General features: G+C 63.7%; 26 protein-coding genes. 23 read left to right on the top strand and 3 right to left on the bottom strand.

Going from position 1 to position 23,794, the window contains the following annotated elements:
- Positions 1-145: 145 nt before the first annotated feature.
- The 7 genes from HX812_RS03135 to HX812_RS03105 all read left to right on the top strand — a co-directional run bounded on the left by HX812_RS03135 (position 146) and on the right by HX812_RS03105 (position 5,799).
- A complete protein-coding gene (locus HX812_RS03135) occupies positions 146-307 on the top strand; it encodes a hypothetical protein (protein ID WP_016969018.1) in 162 nt (53 codons plus the stop codon).
- 85 nt (positions 308-392) lie between these two features.
- Positions 393-1,280 carry an FHA domain-containing protein gene (locus HX812_RS03130; RefSeq protein WP_038846080.1) on the top strand — a complete coding sequence of 296 codons (888 nt, stop codon included), beginning with the start codon at positions 393-395 and terminating at the stop codon, positions 1,278-1,280.
- Between the two features lie 26 nt (positions 1,281-1,306).
- The gene (locus tag HX812_RS03125; protein WP_038846082.1) at positions 1,307-1,663 is read left to right on the top strand and encodes a hypothetical protein; all 357 of its coding nucleotides are present in this window, start codon (positions 1,307-1,309) and stop codon (positions 1,661-1,663) included.
- On the top strand, positions 1,663-1,998 hold the full coding sequence (locus HX812_RS03120) for a lipopolysaccharide assembly protein LapB (protein WP_016977474.1): 336 nt from the start codon (positions 1,663-1,665) through the stop codon (positions 1,996-1,998). Before HX812_RS03125 ends, HX812_RS03120 begins: the two co-directional genes overlap by 1 nt.
- Positions 1,995-4,127: a type III secretion system export apparatus subunit SctV gene (gene sctV / locus HX812_RS03115; protein WP_038846083.1), complete on the top strand. Its 2,133-nt coding sequence runs from the start codon at positions 1,995-1,997 to the stop codon at positions 4,125-4,127. Before HX812_RS03120 ends, sctV begins: the two co-directional genes overlap by 4 nt.
- Positions 4,124-5,404: a type II and III secretion system protein family protein gene (locus HX812_RS03110; protein WP_038846086.1), complete on the top strand. Its 1,281-nt coding sequence runs from the start codon at positions 4,124-4,126 to the stop codon at positions 5,402-5,404. The genes sctV and HX812_RS03110 overlap by 4 nt, the downstream gene beginning before the upstream one ends.
- Before the next feature lie 14 nt (positions 5,405-5,418).
- Positions 5,419-5,799: a hypothetical protein gene (locus HX812_RS03105; protein ID WP_016977620.1), complete on the top strand. Its 381-nt coding sequence runs from the start codon at positions 5,419-5,421 to the stop codon at positions 5,797-5,799.
- 80 nt (positions 5,800-5,879) lie between these two features.
- On the opposite strand, the gene HX812_RS03100 is transcribed toward HX812_RS03105, so the two are convergent.
- Positions 5,880-6,644: a tetratricopeptide repeat protein gene (locus tag HX812_RS03100; RefSeq protein WP_038846088.1), complete on the bottom strand. Its 765-nt coding sequence runs from the start codon at positions 6,642-6,644 to the stop codon at positions 5,880-5,882.
- A gap of 48 nt (positions 6,645-6,692) precedes the next feature.
- Here HX812_RS03100 and HX812_RS03095 point away from each other — a divergent pair, with 48 nt between their 5' ends.
- The 14 genes from HX812_RS03095 to HX812_RS03030 all read left to right on the top strand — a co-directional run bounded on the left by HX812_RS03095 (position 6,693) and on the right by HX812_RS03030 (position 15,985).
- Entirely contained in the window at positions 6,693-7,256 is a 564-nt protein-coding gene (locus HX812_RS03095) for a hypothetical protein (RefSeq protein WP_038846109.1), read from the top strand.
- 12 nt (positions 7,257-7,268) lie between these two features.
- Positions 7,269-7,502: a hypothetical protein gene (locus HX812_RS03090; RefSeq protein ID WP_028616832.1), complete on the top strand. Its 234-nt coding sequence runs from the start codon at positions 7,269-7,271 to the stop codon at positions 7,500-7,502.
- Positions 7,503-7,510: 8 nt separating this feature from the next.
- Positions 7,511-7,945, top strand: coding sequence for a hypothetical protein (locus HX812_RS03085; RefSeq protein WP_016978397.1), 435 nt, complete (start codon positions 7,511-7,513; stop codon positions 7,943-7,945).
- Positions 7,946-7,949: 4 nt separating this feature from the next.
- Positions 7,950-8,732 (top strand): type III secretion system inner membrane ring lipoprotein SctJ, encoded by a 783-nt coding sequence (sctJ, locus tag HX812_RS03080; RefSeq protein WP_038846091.1) that lies wholly within the window; start codon positions 7,950-7,952, stop codon positions 8,730-8,732.
- Positions 8,729-9,343 carry a hypothetical protein gene (locus tag HX812_RS03075; RefSeq protein ID WP_038846093.1) on the top strand — a complete coding sequence of 205 codons (615 nt, stop codon included), beginning with the start codon at positions 8,729-8,731 and terminating at the stop codon, positions 9,341-9,343. The genes sctJ and HX812_RS03075 overlap by 4 nt, the downstream gene beginning before the upstream one ends.
- Entirely contained in the window at positions 9,340-9,924 is a 585-nt protein-coding gene (locus HX812_RS03070; RefSeq protein ID WP_038846094.1) for a FliH/SctL family protein, read from the top strand. Before HX812_RS03075 ends, HX812_RS03070 begins: the two co-directional genes overlap by 4 nt.
- Positions 9,921-11,243, top strand: a complete 1,323-nt coding sequence (locus tag HX812_RS03065) for a FliI/YscN family ATPase (protein WP_033901351.1) — start codon at positions 9,921-9,923, stop codon at positions 11,241-11,243. The genes HX812_RS03070 and HX812_RS03065 overlap by 4 nt, the downstream gene beginning before the upstream one ends.
- Before the next feature lie 16 nt (positions 11,244-11,259).
- On the top strand, positions 11,260-11,706 hold the full coding sequence (locus HX812_RS03060) for a hypothetical protein (RefSeq protein WP_016978393.1): 447 nt from the start codon (positions 11,260-11,262) through the stop codon (positions 11,704-11,706).
- The gene (sctQ, locus tag HX812_RS03055; protein WP_038846096.1) at positions 11,703-12,704 is read left to right on the top strand and encodes a type III secretion system cytoplasmic ring protein SctQ; all 1,002 of its coding nucleotides are present in this window, start codon (positions 11,703-11,705) and stop codon (positions 12,702-12,704) included. The genes HX812_RS03060 and sctQ overlap by 4 nt, the downstream gene beginning before the upstream one ends.
- On the top strand, positions 12,701-13,354 hold the full coding sequence (gene sctR, locus HX812_RS03050) for a type III secretion system export apparatus subunit SctR (protein WP_017137580.1): 654 nt from the start codon (positions 12,701-12,703) through the stop codon (positions 13,352-13,354). Before sctQ ends, sctR begins: the two co-directional genes overlap by 4 nt.
- Positions 13,355-13,364: 10 nt before the next feature.
- Positions 13,365-13,634 (top strand): EscS/YscS/HrcS family type III secretion system export apparatus protein, encoded by a 270-nt coding sequence (locus HX812_RS03045; protein ID WP_016969171.1) that lies wholly within the window; start codon positions 13,365-13,367, stop codon positions 13,632-13,634.
- 6 nt (positions 13,635-13,640) lie between these two features.
- Positions 13,641-14,453, top strand: coding sequence for a type III secretion system export apparatus subunit SctT (sctT, locus tag HX812_RS03040; protein WP_016978389.1), 813 nt, complete (start codon positions 13,641-13,643; stop codon positions 14,451-14,453).
- A gap of 3 nt (positions 14,454-14,456) precedes the next feature.
- Complete coding sequence (locus tag HX812_RS03035) at positions 14,457-15,503, top strand: EscU/YscU/HrcU family type III secretion system export apparatus switch protein (protein ID WP_033901353.1); 1,047 nt, start codon at positions 14,457-14,459, stop codon at positions 15,501-15,503.
- A 74-nt stretch (positions 15,504-15,577) separates the two neighbouring features.
- Positions 15,578-15,985 carry a hypothetical protein gene (locus HX812_RS03030; RefSeq protein ID WP_038846100.1) on the top strand — a complete coding sequence of 136 codons (408 nt, stop codon included), beginning with the start codon at positions 15,578-15,580 and terminating at the stop codon, positions 15,983-15,985.
- A 54-nt stretch (positions 15,986-16,039) separates the two neighbouring features.
- Here the strand turns inward: HX812_RS03030 and HX812_RS03025 are convergent, their stop codons facing one another.
- On the bottom strand, positions 16,040-19,510 hold the full coding sequence (locus tag HX812_RS03025; RefSeq protein WP_038846103.1) for a hypothetical protein: 3,471 nt from the start codon (positions 19,508-19,510) through the stop codon (positions 16,040-16,042).
- Positions 19,511-19,723: 213 nt separating this feature from the next.
- The gene (locus HX812_RS03020; RefSeq protein ID WP_038850299.1) at positions 19,724-22,540 is read right to left on the bottom strand and encodes a winged helix-turn-helix domain-containing protein; all 2,817 of its coding nucleotides are present in this window, start codon (positions 22,538-22,540) and stop codon (positions 19,724-19,726) included.
- Between the two features lie 575 nt (positions 22,541-23,115).
- Between HX812_RS03020 and HX812_RS03015 the strand changes: the two genes are divergently transcribed.
- Entirely contained in the window at positions 23,116-23,388 is a 273-nt protein-coding gene (locus HX812_RS03015) for a DUF2282 domain-containing protein (protein ID WP_010209548.1), read from the top strand.
- On the top strand, positions 23,385-23,792 hold the full coding sequence (locus HX812_RS03010; RefSeq protein ID WP_033901356.1) for a DoxX family protein: 408 nt from the start codon (positions 23,385-23,387) through the stop codon (positions 23,790-23,792). The genes HX812_RS03015 and HX812_RS03010 overlap by 4 nt, the downstream gene beginning before the upstream one ends.
- Positions 23,793-23,794: the final 2 nt, after the last annotated feature.

The raw sequence follows: 23,794 nt of genomic DNA, 5'->3' as shown, positions 1-23,794 counted from the left end.
TTGATCGTGAGTAGTATGGAACCCATGCAAACCGACGGCAGTTCGAAGGCTCACTGTCTGACGTTTTGGGCATTCACCGGTTTGCATACTTTCAGCTTGCTGTTGCGCAACTGAATAACTTCCCTATCGATGCAAGGAGATGAACATGGCTGATGTCCCACCAGTAAAAGCAGGCGGCGCCGACGACGCTATCGCGAAGATGGAAGCGACCTTCAACATGGCTATCGAGAAGTCGGCCAAGATCACCGAAATCAGCACCGCGAAAAAAGCGGAGCTCGACGCCACCAAACAGCGTCCGCAGAACTGATTCGCCAAACGGGCGGCGCCGGCGCTGCCCGTTTACCCTCTGATGCTTGACCCCGTTGCACATGCTCAAGGGGGCAAACCCAACCATGACAGCCTTGATTTCCTTGGGGCCGGTCGCCGCTACTGGCGCACCGACCTTGACCGTGACCGATGGTTTGCACCAGGGCAGTTCCCTGGTGCTCGACCAGCCGGTCTATACCCTCGGCGCCGACCTGGCGGCCGACTTGGTACTCACCGATCCCGGCATTGCCGGCCTGCACCTGCGCCTGCGGTTTGAAGGCGACCAAGTGGCGGTCGAAGCGCTGGGCGGTGACGTGTTGCTCGCCGGCAATGTGCGTATTCCCCACGGCAACGGCCATCGCGCGCGATTGCCGTTGCAACTGCGGATCGGCACGGCGGGTGTGAGCCTGGCTGTGCCTGGTGGCGCTGAAAAACCGTCGGACGCCCCACGCAAAATCACCCCCTGGATTGTCGCGACCGTCCTGCTGTTTATCTGTGCGGGGGCGCTGGCGGTTCGTAGCGAAGCGCCACTGTTGCCCGCAACGGTCGTGGCCGACGAGGTTGCGCCGCTGAAAAAACCGTCCCGCGAGCAAGCCAAGGCCTGGTTGGAGCAGCAGCTACAAACCGCCCGCTTGGATACCGTGAAAATCAGTGACAGCAACGGCCAGCTCAGCGCCACCGGCACCTTTGAACAGTCGCAAAAGCCACAGTGGCTGGCCTTGCAGCAGGCGTTTGACCAGCGCTACGGCCAGCAGGTCGTGCTCAACCCGCGTGTGACGGCCCGCGCCGATGCCGCCGCGCCGCGCGTGCGCTTCCAGGCCGTATGGTTTGGCGCCCAGCCCTACGTGATCAACGACAGCGGCAAGCGCCTGTACCCCGGCGCAGCCCTGGCGGACAACTGGGTGCTGGAACGCATCGAAAACAACCAAGTGATCCTCGCCCGTGGCGAGGAGCGCTTCACCTTCACGCTGTGACCATGCTTTTAAGCTAAGGCCCTGGGATGAAAGTCGAACCCCGCCCGTTGATTCCCAGTGATGTGCGCAGTGCGCCGGTCGAAGCGGTTCGCCCGGTCAACGCGCGCCAGGCCACCGCCTTCGAAGCGGTGCTCAAGACCCGCAAGACCCAGACCCGCCGCTCCCTGCGCAGTGACCTCGAAGCACTCACCGCCGCCGCTGGCGTCGACTCGTTGCTGTTCGGCGGCGCGCGTTCGCTGGAGCTGCTGGAGCATGTGATGGAACACATCCTGCCCGGCCTGGACGCCGAGCCACACATCAAGGCACTGGCCATCGAGCTGATCGGCGAAGAGATCGAGATGCGCCGCAACCTCGAACAGCAACGCTCGGAGGTCCATACCTGATGGCCCGCGAAAACGACGACGCCGTGCAACTGCTCAAGGGCATTGGTGAGCTGTATCGGCGTAACGGCCAGTCCCAGCGCGCGCTGGTGATGCTGCTGATTGCCGTCAGCGTCGCACCCCACGACGGTGTGTTGCTGCGTTCGCTGGTGCTGGCGTTCACCGACAGCGGCGACGCCGCCCGCGCCCTGAGTGCCCTGGACCGCCTGGTGGCGCTGGAAGGCGAATCTGCCAGCCTGTTGCTGCTGCGCGCCCGCGCCTTGTGGTACGGCGAGCGCAAGGACGAAGCGCGCCAATGCTTCAAACGCTACCTGGCCGCACGCAGGGCTGGCGCATGAGTGCACTCAACCGCCTGAACAACCTGGCGCGCCTCGCTGCGCAGCGTACCGACGTGATCATCGTTGCGTTCATGCTGATGGCGGTCGTGATGATGATCATCCCGCTGCCCACCTACCTGGTGGATGCGTTGATCGGCCTTAACATCGCCCTGAGCATCCTGATCCTGATCGTGGCGTTCTACATCGGCCATTCGGTGGAATTTTCCGCGCTGCCGCCGCTGATCCTGTTGAGCACATTGTTTCGCTTGTCGCTGTCGATCACCACCACGCGTTTGATCCTGCTGCACGGCGACGCCGGCCATATCGTCAAGGCCTTCGGCGACTTTGTGATTGCCGGGCAAGTGGTGGTGGGCATGGTGGTGTTCCTGATCATCACCGTGGCGCAGTTCGTGGTGATCACCAAGGGGGCCGAGCGTGTGGCGGAAGTGGCTGCGCGCTTCACCCTGGATGCGATGCCCGGCAAACAGATGAGCATCGACAACGACCTGCGCAACGGCGACATCGATCAGGCCGAAGCCCGTCGCCGTCGCTCGCGGCTGGAACGTGAAAGCCAGATGTTCGGCGCGATGGACGGCGCCATGAAGTTCGTCAAAGGCGATGCCATCGCCGGCCTGGTGATCCTTGCGGTCAACCTGCTCGGCGGCATGTTGATCGGCATGATCGAGCGCGACATGCCCTTCGGCGTCGCGGTGCACACCTACTCGTTGCTGACCGTGGGTGACGGCCTGATCGCGCAGATTCCGGCGCTGCTGATTTCCGTGGCGGCGGGCACCGTGGTCACTCGCGTCAACAGCGACGGCGAAGCGGGGGACCTGGGCAGCGAGATCATCAAGCAACTGGGCGCCAGTTACCGTGCGCTGGGCTTGACCGCCTTGATCATGATTGGCGTGAGCCTGCTGCCAGGGTTTCCGACCTGGGTGTTCCTCGGGCTGTCCCTGGTGTTTGGTGGTGCGGCGTTCATGATGTATCGCCGGCATCATCGCCAGCCAGAACTCGAAGCGCTGGTCGAGACGCCGGAACCGGTGGTCGAAGTGCAGGCCGAATTGGATGACAACCTGCTGCCCGATACCCGTGTGCTGCTGACCCTCGGCAGCGGTGTGTCCCAGAGCGCGCCGCGCCAACTGCTGCGCCAGCGCGTCGAAGCGCTGTGCCATGACCTGCGTACCGAACTCGGCGTGGACATGCCGCTGCCGGGCATCTACATGGAGGCCAAGGCCACGCCGGGCAGTTTCCGTGTGTCCCTGGAAGGCGTGCCGGTGAGCGAGGGCGAATTGCCGATCAACTGCCTCCTGGTGCAGGACGATCCGGTGCATGTGCAGCTGCTGGACATCGCCACTGTGCAGGCCGATTCCCCCCTCAATGGTCGCAGCGCCCACTGGGTCGAACGCCAGCACGAAGACACCCTGCGCAACGCCGGCATCGGCTTCCTGCTGCCCGACGAAGTATTGCGCGGCGTGCTGGAACGTAGCCTGCGTCGCTATGCCGCCGACTTCCTCGGCATCCAGGAAACCCGCCTGCTGCTGGAGCGCACCGAGGCGACCTACGGTGAACTGGTCAAGGAGGCCTTGCGCCTGGTGCCGCTGCAACGGGTGGCCGAAACCTTGCGCCTGTTGGTTGGCGAGGGCGTGTCGATCCGCAACCAGCGCGCTTTGCTGGAAGCCATGGTTGAGTGGGGCGCCCGCGAAACCGACGCCGGGCGCCTGGCCGAACACTTGCGCGCCGCGCTGGCGCGGCAGATCAGCCATCAATACGCCGACCGCAACCGGGTGATCGGTGCGCTGGTACTGGCGCCGGGCCTGGAAGATCAACTGCGTGCCTCATTGCGCCGCCAGGAGCCGCAGCGCGAACTGATCCCCGAAGAAGTCAGCCGCGCCTTGCTCGCCCAACTGCGCCAGGCCTGTGACAACACCCGCGAGGTCAACAGTGCGGTGTTGCTGGTGCACCCGGAACTGCGTCGCAGCCTGCGCCGCCTGGTACTGCGCGGTGAGCTGGAGCTGGCGGTGCTGTCGTTCCGCGAGCTGGCCACCGAGTACAACCTGCAAGCGCTGGTGACCATCAGCCTCACCGAAATCTCCAACCGCCGCGCGCCTGCCGCGGCTTCCGTCACCCCCCTGGCGTCCGCCTCATGATGCGTTTTTGTGTGCTGTTGCTGAGTGTTTTTGCGTGTGTGAGCCAGGCTCAGGAAATCGCGGCCGGTGCCGGGGGCTCGATTGCCCTGGCCTCCGGTGAAGGGCGCATCCTGCATTTTGTCGCGCCGGTGGATTCAGTACTGGTGGCCGAGCCGAATGTGGCCGACCTGCAAGTGGTGTCGCCGAGCACGATCTATATTTTCGGCAAAGCGCCGGGCAACACCAGCCTGATTGCCCTGGGCAGCGACGGCAAACAACTGGCGAGCCTGACCCTGGCCGTGAGCAGTGGCAGCCAGGCGGTGAGCACTCCGATGCAGGCGCTGCACCCCGGCAACGGCGCACAGATCAGCGGCGCCGGTAACCGTCTGGTCGCCAAGGGCACTCTGGGTTCGGTGGCGGAAGCGACCGATCTGAATGCCTTGCTCAACCCTCAGGGGCAAGGTTTCCAGAGCGCGATCAACACCACCGAATACGCAGGCTCCGCCCAAGTGAACCTGCGTGTGCGTTTTGCCGAGGTGTCGCGCTCCGAGCTGCTGCACTACGGTGTGAACTGGAACGCCATGTTCAACAACGGCACCTTCTCCTTCGGCCTGATCACCGGCGGACCACTGGCCGCCGCCACGGCAGGCGGCTTGGCAGCAGCAGGTGCCGGTTCAGGCAACGTGAATATCGACGGCATGCTCGATGCGTTGCAGGCCAACGGCGTGTTGCAGATCCTTGCCGAACCGAATATCACCGCCATGACCGGCCAGACCGCCAGCTTCCTCGCCGGTGGCGAAGTGGCGATCCCGGTGCCAGTCAACCGTGACCTGGTGGGCATCGAATACAAGTCGTTCGGCGTGTCGTTGCTGTTCAACCCGACCCTGCTGCCCAACGGCCGCATCGCCTTGCAAGTGCGCCCGGAAGTCAGCAGCGTGGTCAGCGGCGGCACTGTGGATTTCGGCAACTTCCACGTGCCGTCCTTCAGCGTGCGCCGCGCCGATACGCGGGTGGAGGTCGGCAGTGGGCAGACCTTCGCCATTGCCGGGCTGTTCCAGCGCGAAAGCAGCCAGGACATCGAGAAACTGCCACTGCTGGGCGACCTGCCGATCCTCGGCAACCTGTTCCGCTCCAAGCGCTTCCAGCGCAATGAAACCGAACTGGTGATCCTCATCACCCCGTACCTGGTGGAGCCGGTGCGTGGTCGCACCCTCGCCACGCCCCTCGACGCACAACCGGCTACCGCAGCGGCCACCGGACCGCGCAGCGGCGGGGCGTTCGGTTTCTACATGAATTGATCAGGGGGACTGCCATGACTGCTTTACGCGTATTGATGCTGTTGCCCCTGGCGCTGATGGGTTGCCAGACCCACCTGGCGCCGACGTATTACTCGTCCGAGTACCGCGCGGATGGCTTGCCGACCCAGTGTCAGCAGCCTCCGGCAACGGACACCATCGGCCTGGGCGAAGACTTCAAGCCGACCCTGGCGTTGGGCTGCGCGAACAACCTGAACCTGATGCAAATGGTCGAGCGCAAGCAAGACCTGACCCAAGGCCGCACAACCGGCCCGGTGATGGCCGCGCCCGTGGGCCGCGCTGCCCAGGTGTACATCGAAGGTTTCGACCGCGAGCAATTGCAGCGGCGCAAGGACCAGCAGGAAGCCAAGGCCGGCGCAGCGGGAGGCCAGCAATGACCCTTGAACATCACACCTCCCGCATTGAACACATCCACTGTGGCGAGCCGGCTTGTTGTGGTGAGCTCGCGACAACAGGCTCAACGCGGATCAACCAACCCCAACTCCCGAGCCTGCGCCACCGGATCACTGATAGCCTTGATGCGCTTGGCCTCCACCACCAACCGCTCCCGCTCGGCAGCAGGGATGTCATCCAGCGGCAACCCCGCCACCCGCTGCTCATACCCCGCCAACACCATCACCAACAACTCATTACGCTGATGCCGGGGCAAGGCGCGGGGCGACTGCGCGACCGGTGCGATGGTCTCCAACGCCAGCTGCGACTGCCCACCCAATGCATACGCCAGGGCCAGGTTGCAGCGGTTGTCGAGGTCGTCGGGCTTGAGGCTCAGGCTCTTGGCGAACGCGGTTTGCGCCGCAGCGGCCTGGCCATTGAGGATCTGCGCCACACCCAGGCGGGTGTAGGCCACTGGCAACCCGCCAATCTCCACCGCCTGGCCCAGGGCAGTGACGGCACGCTGGGTCTTGCCCGACTGCAATTGCGCGGTGCCCAGGCCGAGCAGGGCGTCGGCATTGTGCGCATCGAACCCCAGGGCTTGCTGGAAAGCCCGCTCGGCGCCCAGCGCATCCTTGGTGTCGAGCCTGGCCTGGCCGAGCTTGAGCCACAACTCGATGCCGGCACCGGGTTGCTGCGCCGCACGCTCGTACAGCGCGGCCGCACTGGCGTAGTCGCCGCGCTTGCTCAGGTCATTGGCCAGTTGCAACGACTTGTCGGAATCGGTCGCGGGCTTGCTGGAGCAGGCCGCCAGCAACAGGGTACTGGCGAGCAGAAAATTCTTGGACATCGTCACAACTCGTCTGGCGAAGGCGGACGCCATGTAAGCATATTTTTGCTGGCTGTCCTATGCCTGTTCGGCAGCCGTTTTGCCAATGCCGCCGAAGAACCGGCGTGGTTCTCCCAGCCCTATGCCTACGTGCTGGTGGACCAGGATGTGCGCAGCGCCCTGGAAGAATTCGGCCACAACCTCGACGTGCCCCTGGTGCTTTCAGACAAGGTGCGCGGCAAGGCCCGCAGCACGATTCGCGGCGCCACTGCCGGCGAATTCCTGCAGACCCTGTGCAGCACCAACGGCCTCACCTGGTACTTCGACGGCAACCTGCTGTACCTCAATGCCAGCGATGAAATCAGCACCAAGCTTTTCAAGGCCAACGCCCTGGACCTCGACCAGTTGCAGGCCTACCTCAGCAACCTCGATGTGTTCGGCCAGCAGTTGTCCATGCGCAACGGCCCCGAGGGCGATGAAGTGTTCGTGTCCGGACCACCGCCGTACCTGGCGCTGGTGCAACAGCATGTGGATCACCTGCAACCCAAGGTCGTGGCCGCCACGGTGGCGCGCGAGCGCGGGGTGCGGGTGTTCCGTGGCGCGCAAGTCAGTACCGAAACCCCAACCCAGTAAAGGAGCAGCACCATGTCCGTAACGGCCGTAGACAGCAATCTCGCCCCTGGTGGCGCCAGCCCTGAAGCCAAGTTCAATGCCGCGGTGGATAACGCCAAGGCCGCCGACAAACCCAACGAAGCCGATGACCCCGAGTTCACCGATGCGCTGATCACCCAGGCGGTCACCATCGGCGGTCAGTTCATCATCATGCCGAAGATGCAGGAACTGCTGAACGACGCCATGTCCGATGACGACGAAGAGTAGGAACCCCTATGACTATCAGTCTCGCCGCCGGCGCTTCGGCGCTGCCGCCGTCTGCCGGCGCGGGGCCCGCCGGGGCCTCGCAGAACCTGTTCGAGCACATGGCCAACACCGCCAAGGGCATGCCCGAAGGCGCCAGCCCGCACCAGATCGGCTCGGGCCTGATGGAGCGCATGAACAGTTTCATCGACCGCACGCGGGCGTTTTCCGAGCGCGCCGACCTGCTCACCAACAACCCGTCGGCGCCGCCACCGGCTTCGGCAGAGATCCGCACCGCCAGCGCTTCACCTCAAGGCGAGCCGGGGAAAAAGGTCGGTGAGCAACAGGTCGACCAGATCGTCCACTCCCTGGGCAAGATGTTCGACTACTCCATCGAAACCCAGATGGTGGTGCGCGGTGCGACGCAGATTTCCGGTTCCGCCAACACACTGCTCAAGGGCCAATAACGCCATGCCAAGCCCCAACCGCGCCTTGCGCCTGCTGCTGATCGGCCTGCTCGCCAGCCTGTTGCAAGCCTGCAACACCGACCTCTACACCAACCTCAGCGAGCGCGACGCCAACGCCATGGTCGCGGTGCTGCTGCGCGGTGGCATCCCGGCGGAACGCAAGGCCCAGGACAACGGCCAGCTCAAGGTGGTGGTCGATGAGTCACGCTTTGCCGAAGCCATGACCCTGCTCGACAACGCCGGCCTGCCGCAACAGAGCTTTTCCAACATGGGCGAGGTGTTCAAGGGCAACGGCCTGGTGTCGTCGCCGGTGCAGGAGCGGGCGCAGATGATCTATGCGCTGAGCGAAGAGCTGTCGCACTCGGTGTCGCAGATCGACGGCATCGTCGCCGCCCGCGTGCACGTGGTGCTGCCGGACAACGACTTGCTCAAGCGCGTGATTTCGCCGTCTTCGGCCTCGGTATTGGTGCGTTACGACCCAGGCACCGACATCAATACGCTAATCCCGCAGATCAAGACCCTGGTCGCCAACGGTATTTCCGGCCTGAGTTACGACGGCGTTTCGGTGACGGCAATCAAAGCCGCTGTGGCCATCAGCAATAACCCGGCACAGCCGCGCCTGGCCCGCTTCATGGGCCTGTGGCTGCTGGAAGACAACTTGCCCCAGGCGCGGCTGATGTTTGGTGCGCTTCTGTTGATCGCCCTCGGCGCCGTGGGAGTGCTGGCCCGTCAGCAATGGGCGCGTCGCCAGTCCCAGGCGCTGTATGTGCTCAAGGAGGGTGAATGAGTCTGTTCGAGCGTTGGCAGGGGCTGATCGCCGAGCCCCTGCAGTTTGTACGCGGGCCGAGCCTGGGCGCGTGTTTTGCCGATGAATTGCCCGACGCCGTGCTGCAGGCGATGCACGGCCAGCCGCGTTTTCGCCAGCGCCTGGAGCAGTTGCTGGTCAGCCATTACCAACTGGCGCCCATGGACCAGTTGGTCACGCCCTTGGCGGCGGACTTGTCGGTATTGCTGCTGTCACCCGCGCAGTTCGCCCGCTTGCCGAGGCTGTGCGGGGCGATCTGGCATGCCGCGACCCTGAGTCGGGAGATCCGCCGCGAGGTGGTCAATGAGCTGCGCGAAGGCCTGGGTGCTGAAGTCTTCGTTTCAGCCCTGGCCCTGCGTCAACTCGGCGGCGCAGCGGATTTACTGCGCGATCCCGGCGAATTGATCGAGGCCATCGACCGCGACGGCCAAGGCTGTGTCGCCGCCTGGCTGCACGCCCAGCATGCCGATTGGCAGGGCTGGTTGCGTTTGCGCTTCGCCTTCCCCCAGGGCCACAGCGCCCGAGTGCCCCGTGACCTGGAAATTGTCCAGGCCGCCGCCGCGTGCCTGCTGGCCGAGGAGATGACGCCATGAGCGAATTGCCGAGCCGTCCCACCGCCCGCATCCTGCGCGCCGAAGACGCCGCGTTATGGAGCGACGGCTTTGCCTTCCTGCAAGCGGCCAAACAACAGGCTGAACAGATCAAGGCCGACAGCGAACAATGGCTGAGCAGCGCCCGCGCCGAAGGCTTCGAAAGCGCCCGCCAAGCCGGGGCTGAGCAGGTCGCGCAGTTGCTGCTGCACACCCAGTCCCAGGTACAGCACTACTTGAGCAGCCTGGAAGCGTCCCTGGCCGACCTGGCCTTGGGCATTGTGCGTGAAGTGCTGGGCGAGCTGGACAGCGCCGACCGCGTGGTACGCAGTACCCGCCAGGCCTTGAGTGCGTTTCGCCAGGACCAGGCGTTGACCCTGTGGGTGCCGCCTGCAGAGGTCGATGCGTTGCGTCAACGCCTCAAGCTGGAAGGGCTGGCGATTGCCGTGGATGCAGACGAACAGTTGCACGCCGGCCAGGCACGCCTGAACAGCCCGGCTGGATCAGTGGAACTGGGCCTCGAAGCCCAATTGCAAAACCTGCGGCGCAGCCTGTTGCCGTTCGCCGAAGAGGGCGTGGCATGAACCTGGAACAGCTGCTGCCACGCCTGTCCGGGCGCTTGGCGCAAGCACGCTTGCGCCCCATGCACGGTACGGTATTGAGCATTCGTGGTGTACTGCTGCGGGCCAGTGTGGCCGGCGCGAGCATCGGAGAGCTGTGCCAACTGCGCGACCCCGGCAGCGCCCGCAGCCTGAGCGCCGAGGTGATCGGCTTTGACGGTGACGAGGCGATCCTGTCGCCCATTGGTTCCATGGAAGGGCTGTCCACCCGCACTCAAATCACCGCCACCGGCGAGACCCTGGGCGTCGCCGTGGGTGATGCGCAACTGGGGAGGGTGATCAGCCCCATGGGCGATTTTCTCGACGGCGACGGCCTCCCGCCGACCGTGGCCCTGCAGCATTACCCGCTGCACGCCGAACCTCCGGCACCGTTTTCCCGGCAGTTGATCGTGCGTTCCATGGCGCTGGGCATTCGTTCCATCGACGGCCTGCTGACCCTGGCCCAGGGCCAACGCATGGGGATCTTTGGTGAGCCCGGCGTGGGTAAGTCTTCGCTGTTGGCCAGCATCATTCGCAACAGCGAAGCCGATGTGATCGTGATCGGCCTGATCGGCGAGCGGGGCAGGGAAGTGCGCGAACTGCTCGACGTGCAGCTCGACGCCCAGGCCCGTGCGCGCACCGTGGCGGTGGTTGCCACCTCGGACCGCCCGGCGGCTGAGCGGGTGCGCGCGGCGTTTGTCGCCACCACCCTGGCCGAATACCACCGCGACCAAGGCCGCAACGTGTTGCTGTTGATGGACAGCCTGACCCGCTTCGCTCGTGCCCAGCGCGAAATCGGCCTGGCCGTGGGCGAACCGCCGACACGGCGTGGTTATCCGCCGTCGTTTTTCTCGGCCTTGCCGCGCCTGCTGGAACGCGCCGGCCCCGGCCCCACCGGCAGCATCACCGCGTTGTACACCGTGCTCACCGAGGGTGATGCCGCCAGCGATCCGGTAGCCGAGGAAGCCCGTTCGATCCTCGACGGGCACATCGCCCTCAGCGCCGAGCTGGCCCAGCGCAACTACTTTCCGGCGGTGGATGTGTTGCGCAGCCGCAGCCGTTTGATGGAGCAGGTCGCCGGTGAAGAACACAAGCGCCTGGCGATGCGCATCCGCGAATTGATGGCGCGGTATGGCGAGATCGAAATGCTGATCCGCGTCGGCGAGTACTCCGCCGGCAGCGACCCCCTGGCCGACGAAGCAATCAACCGCCACGCCGCTATCGAAGCCTTCCTGCGCCAGAACGCAGGCGAGCCGAGCAACCTGGAACAGACCCTGGCCCATATGCGCCGGGTGTTGGCATGAACAAGGAGCAAACCCAATGAAAACCGAGCAACTGCGCACCCTGCAAACCCTGCGGGTCTTGCGTGAACAACGCGCCGCCAGCCAACTGGCCGCCCAGCAACAACGCTGCGAACAGACCCACGGCGTGCTCACCGACGCCAAGGAGCAACTGCGCCTGCACCGTGAAGCCATCGCCGAGGAAGCGCGGCAGGTGTATGCCTCGCTCACCGAAGGGCTGTCGGTGGCCAGTTGGCAGGCGGCCCAGGATCGGTTGCGCGGGCTGTCGGATGACCAGCAGCAACTGGAAAACGACGTGACCCACGTGTCCACCACGCTTGAAAGCCAGGAGCGCGAGCGCGACCTGTTCCGCCAGGAGCGCCTGAGCCGCCAGCGTCAATCCGACGCCTGGCAAAGCCTGCTGGAAGGCCGTGAGAGCGATGAGCGCCGCGTGGGCGAGCTGCGTGACGAAGGCGTCGGCACATGATTGCAGCCCTTGCCGACCCGTTGTCGCCGTGGCTGACCCACTACGATCCAGCGTTGCTGGCCCTGCATAACCTATTGCATCGCCGCTGTCGCCCTTGGCAAGGCCGCCTCGCCGGGCAGGACCTGAGTGTGCGCTGGGCCACCGAACCGCAAGCCCTCGCCGCGCCGCGTGACGTGCTGCTGTTACTCGGCCGCGCACCCGCGCGCCTGCGGTTGTCCGCCGCAGCGATGGAGCAGTTGTTGCTGCCGCTGGCGCTGTCATTCGATGTGCAACCGTTGCCCGCGCTGGCGCGTTCGTTGTTGCTGGAACTGGCACTGCTCGACCTCATCGAGACCCTCGAGCCGCTGCTCGGCCACCCCGTGCAGTTGCTTGATGTGAACGAAGGCCAAGACCCGTTTGCCGTGCACGTGACGCTGGAACTGACGTTCGCCAACCAGCCGCCTATGAGCGCCCAATTGGACCTGAGCGAAAGCGCCGCCGTGCGGGTGGCGCAGTTGCTCGCGCACTACGCCCAGCCCGAACACGAGCCGTTGCTGGCCCTGCACCAGACCCTCACGGTGGTGGCGGGGCGGCAGTGGCTGAGCCTCGGCGAACTGCGCAGCCTGCGCCCCGGCGATGTGCTGATGCTGGACCAAGGCCCCGGCCTGCTACTTGACCTCGACGGCCGCCTGCAGGCGCGTTGCCAATACCAGGGTGAAGTCCTGCGCCTGCAGGAAGCCTTGAAAGCCCCTTTTGTGGAACCGGAGAACCCCATGACTGATGTTGATGCCGCCGCGGCGCTGGATGAGTTGCCGTTGAAACTGGTGTGCCAGGTCGGCACGCTGGAGCTGACCCTGGCGCAATTGCGCGAACTGGGCGCGGGCAGCCTGTTGCAGCTCAATACGCCGGGCGTGGACAGCGTCGACCTGATGGTCAACGGCCGTCGCGTCGGCCAGGGCCAACTGGTGAAAATCGGTGACGGCCTGGGCGTGCGCCTGCTGAGTTTCGCCACCCCATGACCGGTTATCAGCCGAACCTGATCGAGATCATCCTGGTCGTTGCGACGATCGGGCTGATCCCGTTGGCGGTGGTGACGCTCACCGGGTTCATGAAGATCTCGGTGGTGCTGTTCCTGATCCGCAACGCCCTGGGCGTGCAACAGACGCCGCCGAACCTGGTGCTGTACGGCATCGCATTGATCCTGTCGGTGTACGTGACCACGCCGTTGATTGGCGACATGTACCGGCAAGTGGAAGGGCGCGACCTCAATATCGAGCATGTCGAGCAACTCAAGGATTTAGGCGACGCTTTGCGCCCGCCGCTGCAGGCGCACCTCAAGCGTTTCGCGAATGAATCCGAGCGCGGCTTTTTCGTGCAGGCCACCGAGACTATCTGGTCGCCGGAGGCCCGTGCCGACCTGCGCGATGATGACCTGGTGGTGTTGATTCCGGCGTTCGTCAGCTCGGAACTGACCCGCGCTTTCGAGATCGGCTTTCTGTTGTACATCCCGTTCCTGGTGGTGGACTTGCTGGTGTCCAACGTGCTGATGGCCATGGGCATGTCGATGGTCTCGCCGAACCTGATCTCCATTCCGCTGAAGATCTTTTTATTCGTGTCCCTGAGCGGCTGGTCGCGCTTGATGCACGGTTTGATTCTGAGTTACGGCTGAGGCACGACCCATGGGCCAGGACGTATTCCTGTCATTGATGAAACAGGCACTGATGACCGTGCTGATGCTCTCCGCGCCAGCGCTGGGCGTGGCAATTATCGTGGGGTTGAGCGTGGGCCTGTTCCAGGCGCTGACGCAGATCCAGGACCAGACGCTACCGCAGGTGGTGAAGCTGGTGGCGGTGTTGCTGACCATCGTGTTCCTGGGCCCGGTCCTCGCCGGGCAAGTAGCGGAACTCGGTGGCCAGGTGCTGGACAACTTCCCGATGTGGACGCGCTGACCGCCCATGGATGCCAGCCTGACCGCGCAGTTCCTGGAGGTCGCCTACCCGGTGATCAGCTCCGCCTCGCTCGCCGCCTGCCGCGCCATGGGCGTGGTGGTGATCACCCCGGCCTTCAACCGCCTCGGCCTCACCGGCATGATTCGCGGCTGCGTGGCCGTGGCCATTTCCATCCCGATGTTTTTCCCGGTGTTCGAAGCGCTGACCTCGATGCCCGAACACGGCAGCGTGTTTATCGCCGGGTTGCTGATCAAGGAGTTCCTCATCGGTATCTTGATCGGCCTGCTGTTTGGTATTCCGTTCTGGGCCGCTGAAGTGGCGGGGGAGTTGATCGACCTGCAACGCGGCTCGACCATGGCGCAGTTGGTGGACCCGTTGTCATCCGGGGAGTCCAGCGTGATGGCGACGTTGCTGACGGTGATGCTGATCACGCTGTTTTTCATGTCCGGGGGGTTCATCCTGATGGTCGACGGGTATTACCACAGCTACCAACTCTGGCCGGTCACCTCGTTTACCCCGGTATTCGCCAGCTCGGCATTGCTGGCGGTGTTGTCGATCCTTGATCAGATCATGCGCGTCGGCGTGCTGATGGTCTCGCCGCTATTGATCGCGCTGCTGGTGACGGACCTGATGCTCGCCTACCTGTCACGCATGGCGCCGAACCTGCACATTTTCGACCTGTCGTTGCCGGTGAAGAACCTGTTTTTCACGATCCTGATGGTGATCTACATCGGCTTCCTGATTCCGATGATGCTTGATCAGTTGGCGGAGTTTCGCGGCACCGTCGAACTGCTCAAGACCCTGGCTGGCATGGAGTAGCCCATGGCCGATACCAGCGAAGAGAAATCCCAGCCGGCCACGGACAAGAAGCTCCAGGACGCGCGCAAGAAAGGCCAGGTCGCCAAGAGCCAGGACCTGGTGTCGGGCATGGTCATCCTATTCTGTACGCTGTGCATCTCGATCCTCGCGCCCCGGGCCAAGGCCCAGGTCACGGCGCTGATTGACCTCACCGCACAGATCTACATTGAGCCGTTCGCCACGGTGTGGCCTCGGGTACTCGACCATGCCGAGCAACTGGTGATCGGCATCACCTTGCCGGTCATGGCGGTGACCACCGGCGTGGTGATCCTGACCAACATCATCACCATGCGCGGCTTTGTGTTCTCGGTGGACCCGATCAAGCCCGAGTTCAAACGCATCAACCCAGCGGAGGGCATGAAGAAAATCTTTGCCCTGCGCAACCTGGTGGAGTTCATCAAGGGCCTGATCAAGGTGCATGTCTTGGCGATCGCGTTCTATGTGGTCGGCAAGCATGCGTTGCAGGCCTTGATGGAGTCGTCGCGTTGCGGCGCCGAGTGCATGGAATCGACCTTCTTCCTGGTGCTCAAGCCACTGGTATTTACCGTACTCTGCGCGTTCATCCTGGTGGGCGGGGTGGACGTGATGATGCAGCGCTGGCTGTTCGGCCGCGACATGAAGATGACCCGCAGCGAGACCAAGCGTGAGCGCAAGGACATCGACGGCGACCCGCTGATCAAGAGTGAACGCCGGCGCCAGCGCAATGAGATGCAGGCCTTGGCCACCAAGCTGGGCTTGAACCGCGCGTCGATGATGATCGGCACCACCGACGGCTGGGTGATTGGTGTGCGTTACGTGCGCGGGGAAACGCCGGTGCCGGTGATTGTGTGCCGGGCCTCGCCGGAGGAGGCGCTGTTGATGTTGCAGGAGGCGTATGACCTGGGCATTCCCCACGCGCCGGACAAAGGCCTGGCGGCGGAGATTGCGCGCAAGACCGTGCCGGGTGATCCGGTGCCGGATGCGTCGTTCCAGGCGGTGGCGGATTGGTTGGTCGCCGCGCGCCTGATTTAGCGTGTTCAGGCGCTGGAACTGGAAGGAACACGTCCGCCACAGAGTTTTGCAGAACAGTCCAGGACACCTCAATCATGGCAATCGTCAGCATATCTGTGCAGCAAATATCCGGCGCGTACACTCGGCCCAACGACAATGGCTTCTCCCAGATGTCGGATTCACAACTGGCAAAAGAGTTTGGGAATAACTTTCAAGCCTTCAAGGACCCGAAAACCGGGAATGCAACCGCCGACAAGATCCGTGAGGTGGCTGGACGCCCGCTGACCGGGGATGCACAAAAGGACAAAGAGACCCAGCTGGCCCAGGAAGTCCTCAAGCGCGATCGGGTGCTTAATTCCCTCGATTCGGTGGATGACAATGGCAAGAGGGACGGCATCATCGGGCCCTGGAATCCCGGGATGGCTGCTGGCGCATTGTCGTCCAAACCGTGCAATTGCATTCAGTACGGGAATGCGCAGGTCTCCGCTCAGATTTATTACTGACCTTACGCCATTGGCTGCGCGCCCTAAAGTGTGCAGCCAGCGTGAGGGTGCCGGTCAGGGCTTGTCTACATCGTGATAGTCGCCGCCATACCCGTCGCCGACTCGCCAGATGATGTCGTGGTTGTCGTTGGTCCACTCCGACGGTTTCAGCGAGTACTTGTAGTCTTCCGAATTGCGGTTGTTGCCGTCGCCAATGTAATCCGGGTGATCGCGCCGATGATCGCCGCCACGGATACTCGAGCGCGCATCCCATTCGTCCTTGCGAAAGTCAAAGATGCTCTGGTCCTGTGGTGCATCGCGCTGGCCCCAGTCGGACAGGTAAGTCTGCAGCCACACATAAGCCTCATCGCCGTTCGGCTTGAGCAGCCCGTCCTGCTTGAAGTCCTGGATCTGGTCCCAGTTCTGCATCGAGATCTTGTGCAGCTTGTGCGACTGCACGGTGCTGAGGATCGCGCCGACAAACGACAACGCGCCGGAAATCAGGAAGCCCACCGGCCCGAGGAACGGAATGATGCGCCCGGTAACGCCGAGGGTGGTCAGCACACCGCCGCCTGCCGCGACCAGGCTGCTCACGCCACCGGCCATCGACAATGAACCCGAGGCGATTTTCACCGGGTCTTTTTCGCGCACGCCATCCCGCAGGGTGAAGGCCGCCTGCACCACACTGATCACGCCGCCGGCGACGTCGGTGGCCATGCCGATCACCTTGATCGCGCTGCTGGCGAACTTGGCGCCAAAGCCCGCACCGACCACGCCGCCACGGCTGGCGATGCCTTTTTCGATGCCTTCCTGGACCTTCTTCGCGCCCTCATCGCTCCAGCCGCCGCTGTTGAGCACCTTGCCCACGTCCTTGCCGTCGTCCATGGCCTGGTCGACGATGTCGAAATACTTCTTCTGCACCGCTTCGGCGTCCTTGGGCAGGGCGTGGTACCCCTCGCCGGGCTTGGCCCACAGGTCGGGCAACGAGCGGTCGAAGCCCATCAGTTTGTAGGCGTTGGTGCCGCGCAGCTTGTCGTAGACCTTCAGGCCCAGGGTGGCGAAGTGGGAGCCTGTGCCGAGGAAACCGAGGAAGTCGTTGGCGATCCCCAGGCGTTTCATCGGCGTATCGGCCAATTTTCCGCCTTGCCCCGCCAGTTGGTAGACGATCCGGCCCATGCCGATGGCGCCGCCCACCGAGCCGAGCACGCCGTTGTCCTTGAGGAAGGTCAGGTTCTTCACGAATGAACTGCGGTTCTCTTCGCTGAGGCTCGGCATGATCTCCTTGCTCACCGCGTGTTCGATGTCGCTGAAGCTGATCACGCCGTTTTTCTGCCAGGTGTCACCCAGTGAAATCATCGCCTTGCCGAAGTCGGCAGCAGCGCCTTTGTCCTTGAGCAACTGGTCGACGAACTTGGAATACACCCCCAGCGCCTGGCGCGGCAGGCCATCGGCACCGCCCTTGAGCATGGACAGGATGGCCAGGGTGTTGTCGGTGGTGGCCAGGGCGGTGTTGTCGTCGCTGATCTTGCTTGGGTCGTCCATCAGTTTTTCGACGGCGTCGGTGTAGCCGTCAATCTGCAGGTTTTGCAGGAAGTTGTCGGCCTTGGCCGGGTCGATGTCGGCCAGGGCGGTGTAGGCGGTCTGGATTTCCTGGGTGGCCAGCTCGGTCTTGCCATCGTCCTGCAAGGCCTTGATGTATTTGGTGAAATTCTCCGAGGAGGTGCTGTCGATCAGCTTCTGGTGCACCTCGTCGACCTTGGCCTGACCGCCGTCGACCTTGCCCAGGGCCGCATCGTGGTTGGCCTTGATGTCGGCCTGGATAGTGGAGTCGCCCAGCAGTGCGCTGATGGTCTTGTCGATGGATTGGGTGTCGAAGATGTTGTCGCGCACATCTCGCGAGGTCACGTCGATGGGCGTGGTGGCGATGCCCTGGTTGCCGAAACCATGCTCGGGAATGATCGACATGCCGTTGTCGGCCATGCTCTTGGCTTCCACCGCGCGCAGGAATTTGGCGCGCGGGTCATCCTTGCCGATGCTGCCGTCCTTGACCCCGGCGCGGTAGCTGTCCACCAGGGTTTTCATCGACAGGTCCTGCACGCTCAATGGGTTGCCGCTTTCGTCTTTTTCAGTGGTGACGAGGTTGTCGACGGACACGTCCTTGAGCGGCGGCAAGCCGTTGTCGGCGCGCAGTTTGTCGACGTCGGTGGTCTGTTGGGCGATGTCGGTGCGATAGCCCGAAATCTGTTCGAACATCTGCGGGTTGGTGTCTTCGCTGACGATAATTTTCTCTTCGGCGCCACCCGGTTTGTGTTGGGTGAAGGCGATCAACCCTGGGCCGTAATCGCCCACGCCGCCAACGCTCATGATGTCTTCGGTCGACGCCAGGTAGGCATTCGGCCCGGCCAGGCTGTAGCCGTCGCCCTTGGCTTTTTCGATACCGGCCAGGCTCTGGCCCTTGGCGGTGTAGGCCGCGAAGGCTTCGGGGGTGATGTCCTTGGACACCACCAGCAGTTTGCCGTCGGCACCGTTGACCACCAGGATGCCGTCCATGGGCGCATCGACCTTGCTGATGTCGCCCAGCTTGAGGCTGGCTTCGTCTTTGCGCAGCAGTTCCTGGCCAGGCAACGACTGCGCATTCTTGATGTAGTCGAACGCTTGGGTGCCTTCGCTTTTGTGCACCGCCTGCAGGAAGGTGTAGAGGCTGCTGCCGGCGTTGGGGTCGGGGTTGCTCAGGTCCGCGCCGGGCTGCGGCAGTGCGGCCTCGGACTGGCTGATCATGTATTTCTTGCCTTGGTGTTCGAACAGGATCACCCCGGACTTGGGGTCTTCGGACACCACTTTGAGCTGGCTGAAATCCAGGTCGCCGGGCAGACGGGTGACTTCTTCAAAGCCCTTGGCCTTGCCGTCGTTGAGGGCCTCTTTGGTCACGCCGGCGTTGTTGTAGCTGGCAAACGCCTCGGGCGTGAGCGATTCGGCGATCACCAGGGTCTGGCCGTTTTCCATCTCGACCTTGACGACCCCGTCCTGGGCTTCGCCCACCGACTTGATGTTGGCCAGGCGCACGGTGGGGTCGTCTTCGCGCAACAGCTGCTGGTCAGGGTTGCCCAGCGCTTCACGGATTTGCTTGCCGGCCGGTGTGCCCTGGGTTTCGGCCAGGGTGTGCAGCAGGTCGTAGAGCGGCGTGCCCTCATCCGGCCCACCTTGGTTGACTGGCGCCACGGCATGGCCGAAATGCAGGCCCTTGAGCAGGTCGAAGCCTTCCTGGACCTTGTCCGCGCCTTCGCGGGTGATCTTGAATTTGTTGCCGTCCTGCTCGAAATAGATCACCCCGGCGTCCTTGTCTTCGGCCACCACCTTGAGCTTGTCGATATCCAGCTTGGCGGGCAGGGCGGTGACCTCCTTGTAGTCGTCCGGCTTGAGCTGTTGATTGCTGGCCCCGGTGGCCGCCAGGGTCTTGGCCTTGTTCAGCGCCGCATCAAAAACGCGCTCCGGCGCACGGGTTTCACTGACGCGGGGCGAGGCGGCTTTCTCGGGTCGGTTGATCATTCTTCAGTCCATGTGAGTGGGGGCGCACGAGGACTCGATACTAGGCGTTGGCGGGGGGTAAAAAGACGGCTTTTGGCAAGATCGCACAAGCTTTCACAGCTGTGAAATACCCCTGTCATCTCTGTAGTGAGCGGGCTTGTTGTGGTGAGCTGGGCAAGCCTGCTCACCACAACAAGCCCGTTCACCACAGAAAATCATTCCAGATTGACGTTTCTAGCGGTGCTGGAAGCGGGGCAGGGAGGCGATACGCAATTTGGGCTCCTGAAGCCGCGCCAAATCCGTCGCAATCTGCGCCCGCCAAAAATGCGCGCCCGACAATTGCGCATCCACCCACGCCTGGCGCAGCAGTACTTTGGCCTTGTCCACCGAGCCGAAGTGGGCCTGGCGCAGGGTCAGTTGTGCCTTGATGCGCAACATCTGCGGTGCGAACCAGCGTTCGTGGCGGCCGAGGGCCAGTTGCAGGGTGTCTTCCAGCACTTCCAGGGCGAGTTTTTCCAGGCCCAGGCGCGCCAGGCCCAGGGCGTATTCACAGCGCAGCAGGCTGTAGAGCTGGCTGTCACCCTGGCCTTGCAGGTGATGCAGGGCTTCGCCCAGTTGCGGCACGCCGGCTTCCGGCGAGCCTTCGCGGATCAGCAGGATGCTTTCAAAGCACAGGCGAAATTGCCGCCAGATATGCAGGTCCTGGCCGGTGGTGCTGTCTTGCAGCAACCCCAGGTAGTAGCGCACTTTCGGCAGGTTGGACGCCAGCAACGCCAGGGGGATTGCGCCCAGGCACAGGGTGTACCAAAGGGTCGCGGGGTGATCGAGGGAGATGGCTTCGTCGACGCACTGGCCGATCAGGCGCAGTGCCGGGTCGACATCGCCTTCGAGCAGCTGCACCTTGGCCTTGAGGCAGCGCGCGGCGATGCGTTGGTCGAAGTGCACGTCGATGATGTGCGAGCGCGGCGCCGACGGAGAGCCGAGCGCTTCGTCGATATTCTGCCGTGCGCCCAGCAGGTCACCCATGTGGAACAGCGCCACGGCGCGCATGCGCTTGCCGAGCAGTTGGTGGCTGCCGCTGCTGTTCAGGGCGATGTAGCGCTCGGCCAGTTCCAGCGCTTCGGTGTACTGGTTGCAGCCGCAGCGGTCGGTCCACAAACCCCACAACGCGCGCAATTTGTGCTCGGCATCACCGAGGTCGCGGGCGTCTTCGCGCACCTGGCGCCAGGCTTCGCGCATTTCGCTGCCGGTGCCGTAGGTGAGCATCAGCACACTGGCCAGGGCGGTCTGCAACAGCATGCGCTGGCGCAACGGCAGTGGGACGAGGCCGTCGCTGGCCAGGCCTTTGTCGACCCAGGTGCGGCACTCGCTGACCAAGGACAAGCGCAGCCACAGCGGCACGCCACCCAGGGTCAGTTCGATGCCCAATGCCAAGTCGCCGCTGGGCGAGTAGGCCCAATCGAGCGCCGCGCGGATGGTGTTGATTTCCGGGCCGTAGAGCGCCAGCCAGGTTTCCGGCGACAGGCCATCCAGGGTCTGCCCGGCCTCCTGCAACATACCGAGGGCATAGCGTGCATGGCGTTGGCAGGTTGAGCGGGTTTCGCCTTGTTCGCTGAGTTTTTCCAGGGCGTAGGCGCGGGTGGTTTCCAGTAGGCGATAGCGTTTGAGCGCCTTGGACTCACCGGCGATCAGCAGTGACTTGTCCATCAGGCTTTCGAGCAGGGGCAGGGCGTTGCGCGGGTCGAGGCTGCTGCTGGCGGTCATCGACTTGACCGCTTCCAGGGTGAAGGAACCGGTGAACACCGCGAGCTGACGCAGCATCGCCTGTTCATCGCCACTGAGCATGGCGTAGGTCCAATCCAGGGTGGCGCTCAAGGAGCGATGGCGGGCGAGGGCGGTGCGTCGACCGGTCATTTGCAGGCGGAAACTGCCGTCAAGCAGGCCCACCAGGTCCTGGATGCCAAAGGTGCGCACGCGGGCGGCGGCGATCTCGATCGCCAAGGCGTTGCTGTCGAGCTTGCGGCAGATCGCACAGACCGCCGCGACATCGGTATCACCGAACACAAAGTCGGGGTCGAGGGCGCGCACCCTTTCCACAAACAGGCGCACGCCGGACCAGGCGAGGGCTTCGTGGGCGCTGAGGCTGGCGTGTGCGTCGGGCACTTGCAGCGGTGCCAGGTCGTGCACCCGTTCACCGTCGGCGCGCAGGGGTTCGCGGCTGGTGGTCAGCACATGGCATTGAGGTGCGCTGCGCAGCAGGGTTTCCACGGCGTCGGCGGTGGCCGGCAGCACGTGTTCGCAGTTGTCCAGCACCAGCAACAGACGGCGGTTGACCAGGCTGGCGGCCACGCCGTGCAGTGGGTCTTCGCTGACCGTCTGGATGCCCAGGGCGCTGGCGAGCATGCCGGCCACCCATTGCCCGCTGGTGGCGGGGGCCAGGTCGACAAAACAACTGCCCAAGTTGAGTTCACTGGCCAAGCGCTGCGCCACGGCCATGGCCACGGTGGTCTTGCCGATGCCGCCGGGGCCGGTGAGGGTGACGAAGCGCTGGCTCATGACCTGGTCGGCCAGGCTGGCGATCAAGGCGTCGCGGCCGATCACTTCAGCTGTCGACGTCGGCAGGTTGGGCTCATCCACCCGCACATAAGGCACCGGCAGGTGCTCTTCACCGGGAGCCAGTACCGTGACGGGCGCGACAAAACGATAACCCCGACCCGGCACCGTGACGATGTAGCTGAAGTTGCCATCGTCACCCAGGGCCCGGCGCAACGCGACGATCTGCGCGCGCAGGTTGCATTCCTCCACCACCACCTTGGGCCAGGCGAAGGAGATCAGTTCGGATTTCTCCAGCAGTTCGCCGGCGCGGGTCACCAGGGCAATCAGCAGGTAGAGCGCACGGCTGCCGAGGGTCACCGGCTCGCCGTTGCGCAGCAATACGTGCTGCCTTGCCAGGAGTAGGAAAGGGCCAAAGCCAATGGTGCTGTCCGGGGTGGCCGGCGTGGGGTGGTCTGCGTCCAGGAAGGACACTGCGTGGTTCTTGCTCGAGCTCATCAAATCGTCCTTTTTATAGTCGGGCTTGTTTTCGGCGATCAGGCCGTTCGCCCTTTTTGGGGTGCAGATGTGCAGCAGCAGTCTTGGAAAGTTGATGTCGATCAAAAGGTCGGAAGGCCGCCCTCCTTTGGGGCGTGGTGGTTTTTATTGGTGGATCGCCGGCCATGCTTCAGAGGATGAGACTGTCTCAGAGCTGAAACATTTTATTACCAGAAACACGGATAAAGCAGAATGTATGCCAGTTGGCATGTAACAAACATGACAACAACCGTATGAAATTTATGGTGATTTTTGCGGTCGTCGGCGGCCCGTAAGAGCCTTCGTTCGGAAAGGCGAATATTTCTAATTGTGTCGTTCGGGATGCCGAATAAACCGCCGGGGTTTTGGCATTGTTTTATTGACTGTGTATCGAACTGTATCCCCGCACCATCCTGATACACCCGCATGACGTTCTATCGCGTTCGCGACACAGACCGGATACACGCCTGGCTTTAACTCTGCACACCAGCTGGCGCAGGCGGTCACCGACCCCAAGGCGCCCTGGCCACACTCAGTCAAGCCAGGAGACTCACCCCATGAAGCGTCCTTACGCAGCCCTCGCGGCAACCCTCGCCCTGTCCCTCAGTGCCTTCGCGGCCGTGGCCCATGCCGATGAACCCAAGCCCCAGGAAAAATGCTTCGGCGTGGCCCTGGCCGGTGCCAACGATTGCGCCGCAGGCGCTGGCACTTCGTGCGCTGCCACCTCCACCACCGACTACCAGGGCAACGCCTGGGTGCTGGTGGACAAAGGCACCTGCACCCAGATCAAGACCCCTAAAGGCTTTGGCAGCCTGACGGAGCAGCCGTGATCCAGCGCCTGCTCCCCGAAGCCCTGCTGTTGCTGGTGGCGCGGGTGGCGATTGCGGCGGTGTTCTTCCTGTCGGGGCGCACCAAGGTCACGGGGTTTCTTGAGCTCAAGCCGTCGACCTACACGCTGTTCCGTTCGGAGTACGCCTTGCCGCTGATCCCGCCGGACTGGGCTGCGCACCTGGCGACTTATGCCGAGCACCTGTTCCCGCTGTTGCTGGTGCTGGGCCTGCTGACCCGTCCGGCTGCGGCTGCGCTGTTGGGCATGACCCTGGTGATCGAGGTGTTTGTGTACCCCGCCGCCTGGCCGGTTCACCTGACCTGGGCGGGCTTGTTGTTGCCGCTGCTGGCGTACGGCGGTGGGGCCTGGTCGTTGGACCGCCTGATCTTGGGCAAACGTTCTTAACT

The organism is Pseudomonas sp. IPO3749 (assembly GCF_013386605.1).
In the GTDB taxonomy this organism is placed as follows: Bacteria; Pseudomonadota; Gammaproteobacteria; order Pseudomonadales; family Pseudomonadaceae; genus Aquipseudomonas; species Aquipseudomonas azotoformans_A.
Note: the sequence above shows the minus strand (reverse complement) of the source record. Positions and strands in the feature narration are given on the sequence as shown.

Bases quoted from the DNA above. Each gene is read 5' to 3' on its own strand.
- HX812_RS03135 (WP_016969018.1), top strand. From the start codon at position 146: ATGGCTGATGTCCCACCAGTAAAAGCAGGCGGCGCCGACGACGCTATC.
- HX812_RS03130 (WP_038846080.1), top strand. From the start codon at position 393: ATGACAGCCTTGATTTCCTTGGGGCCGGTCGCCGCTACTGGCGCACCG.
- HX812_RS03125 (WP_038846082.1), top strand. From the start codon at position 1,307: ATGAAAGTCGAACCCCGCCCGTTGATTCCCAGTGATGTGCGCAGTGCG.
- HX812_RS03120 (WP_016977474.1), top strand. From the start codon at position 1,663: ATGGCCCGCGAAAACGACGACGCCGTGCAACTGCTCAAGGGCATTGGT.
- sctV (WP_038846083.1), top strand. From the start codon at position 1,995: ATGAGTGCACTCAACCGCCTGAACAACCTGGCGCGCCTCGCTGCGCAG.
- HX812_RS03110 (WP_038846086.1), top strand. From the start codon at position 4,124: ATGATGCGTTTTTGTGTGCTGTTGCTGAGTGTTTTTGCGTGTGTGAGC.
- HX812_RS03105 (WP_016977620.1), top strand. From the start codon at position 5,419: ATGACTGCTTTACGCGTATTGATGCTGTTGCCCCTGGCGCTGATGGGT.
- HX812_RS03100 (WP_038846088.1), bottom strand. From the start codon at position 6,644: ATGTCCAAGAATTTTCTGCTCGCCAGTACCCTGTTGCTGGCGGCCTGC.
- HX812_RS03090 (WP_028616832.1), top strand. From the start codon at position 7,269: ATGTCCGTAACGGCCGTAGACAGCAATCTCGCCCCTGGTGGCGCCAGC.
- HX812_RS03085 (WP_016978397.1), top strand. From the start codon at position 7,511: ATGACTATCAGTCTCGCCGCCGGCGCTTCGGCGCTGCCGCCGTCTGCC.
- sctJ (WP_038846091.1), top strand. From the start codon at position 7,950: ATGCCAAGCCCCAACCGCGCCTTGCGCCTGCTGCTGATCGGCCTGCTC.
- HX812_RS03075 (WP_038846093.1), top strand. From the start codon at position 8,729: ATGAGTCTGTTCGAGCGTTGGCAGGGGCTGATCGCCGAGCCCCTGCAG.
- HX812_RS03070 (WP_038846094.1), top strand. From the start codon at position 9,340: ATGAGCGAATTGCCGAGCCGTCCCACCGCCCGCATCCTGCGCGCCGAA.
- HX812_RS03065 (WP_033901351.1), top strand. From the start codon at position 9,921: ATGAACCTGGAACAGCTGCTGCCACGCCTGTCCGGGCGCTTGGCGCAA.
- HX812_RS03060 (WP_016978393.1), top strand. From the start codon at position 11,260: ATGAAAACCGAGCAACTGCGCACCCTGCAAACCCTGCGGGTCTTGCGT.
- sctQ (WP_038846096.1), top strand. From the start codon at position 11,703: ATGATTGCAGCCCTTGCCGACCCGTTGTCGCCGTGGCTGACCCACTAC.
- sctR (WP_017137580.1), top strand. From the start codon at position 12,701: ATGACCGGTTATCAGCCGAACCTGATCGAGATCATCCTGGTCGTTGCG.
- HX812_RS03045 (WP_016969171.1), top strand. From the start codon at position 13,365: ATGGGCCAGGACGTATTCCTGTCATTGATGAAACAGGCACTGATGACC.
- sctT (WP_016978389.1), top strand. From the start codon at position 13,641: ATGGATGCCAGCCTGACCGCGCAGTTCCTGGAGGTCGCCTACCCGGTG.
- HX812_RS03035 (WP_033901353.1), top strand. From the start codon at position 14,457: ATGGCCGATACCAGCGAAGAGAAATCCCAGCCGGCCACGGACAAGAAG.
- HX812_RS03030 (WP_038846100.1), top strand. From the start codon at position 15,578: ATGGCAATCGTCAGCATATCTGTGCAGCAAATATCCGGCGCGTACACT.
- HX812_RS03025 (WP_038846103.1), bottom strand. From the start codon at position 19,510: ATGATCAACCGACCCGAGAAAGCCGCCTCGCCCCGCGTCAGTGAAACC.
- HX812_RS03020 (WP_038850299.1), bottom strand. From the start codon at position 22,540: ATGAGCTCGAGCAAGAACCACGCAGTGTCCTTCCTGGACGCAGACCAC.
- HX812_RS03015 (WP_010209548.1), top strand. From the start codon at position 23,116: ATGAAGCGTCCTTACGCAGCCCTCGCGGCAACCCTCGCCCTGTCCCTC.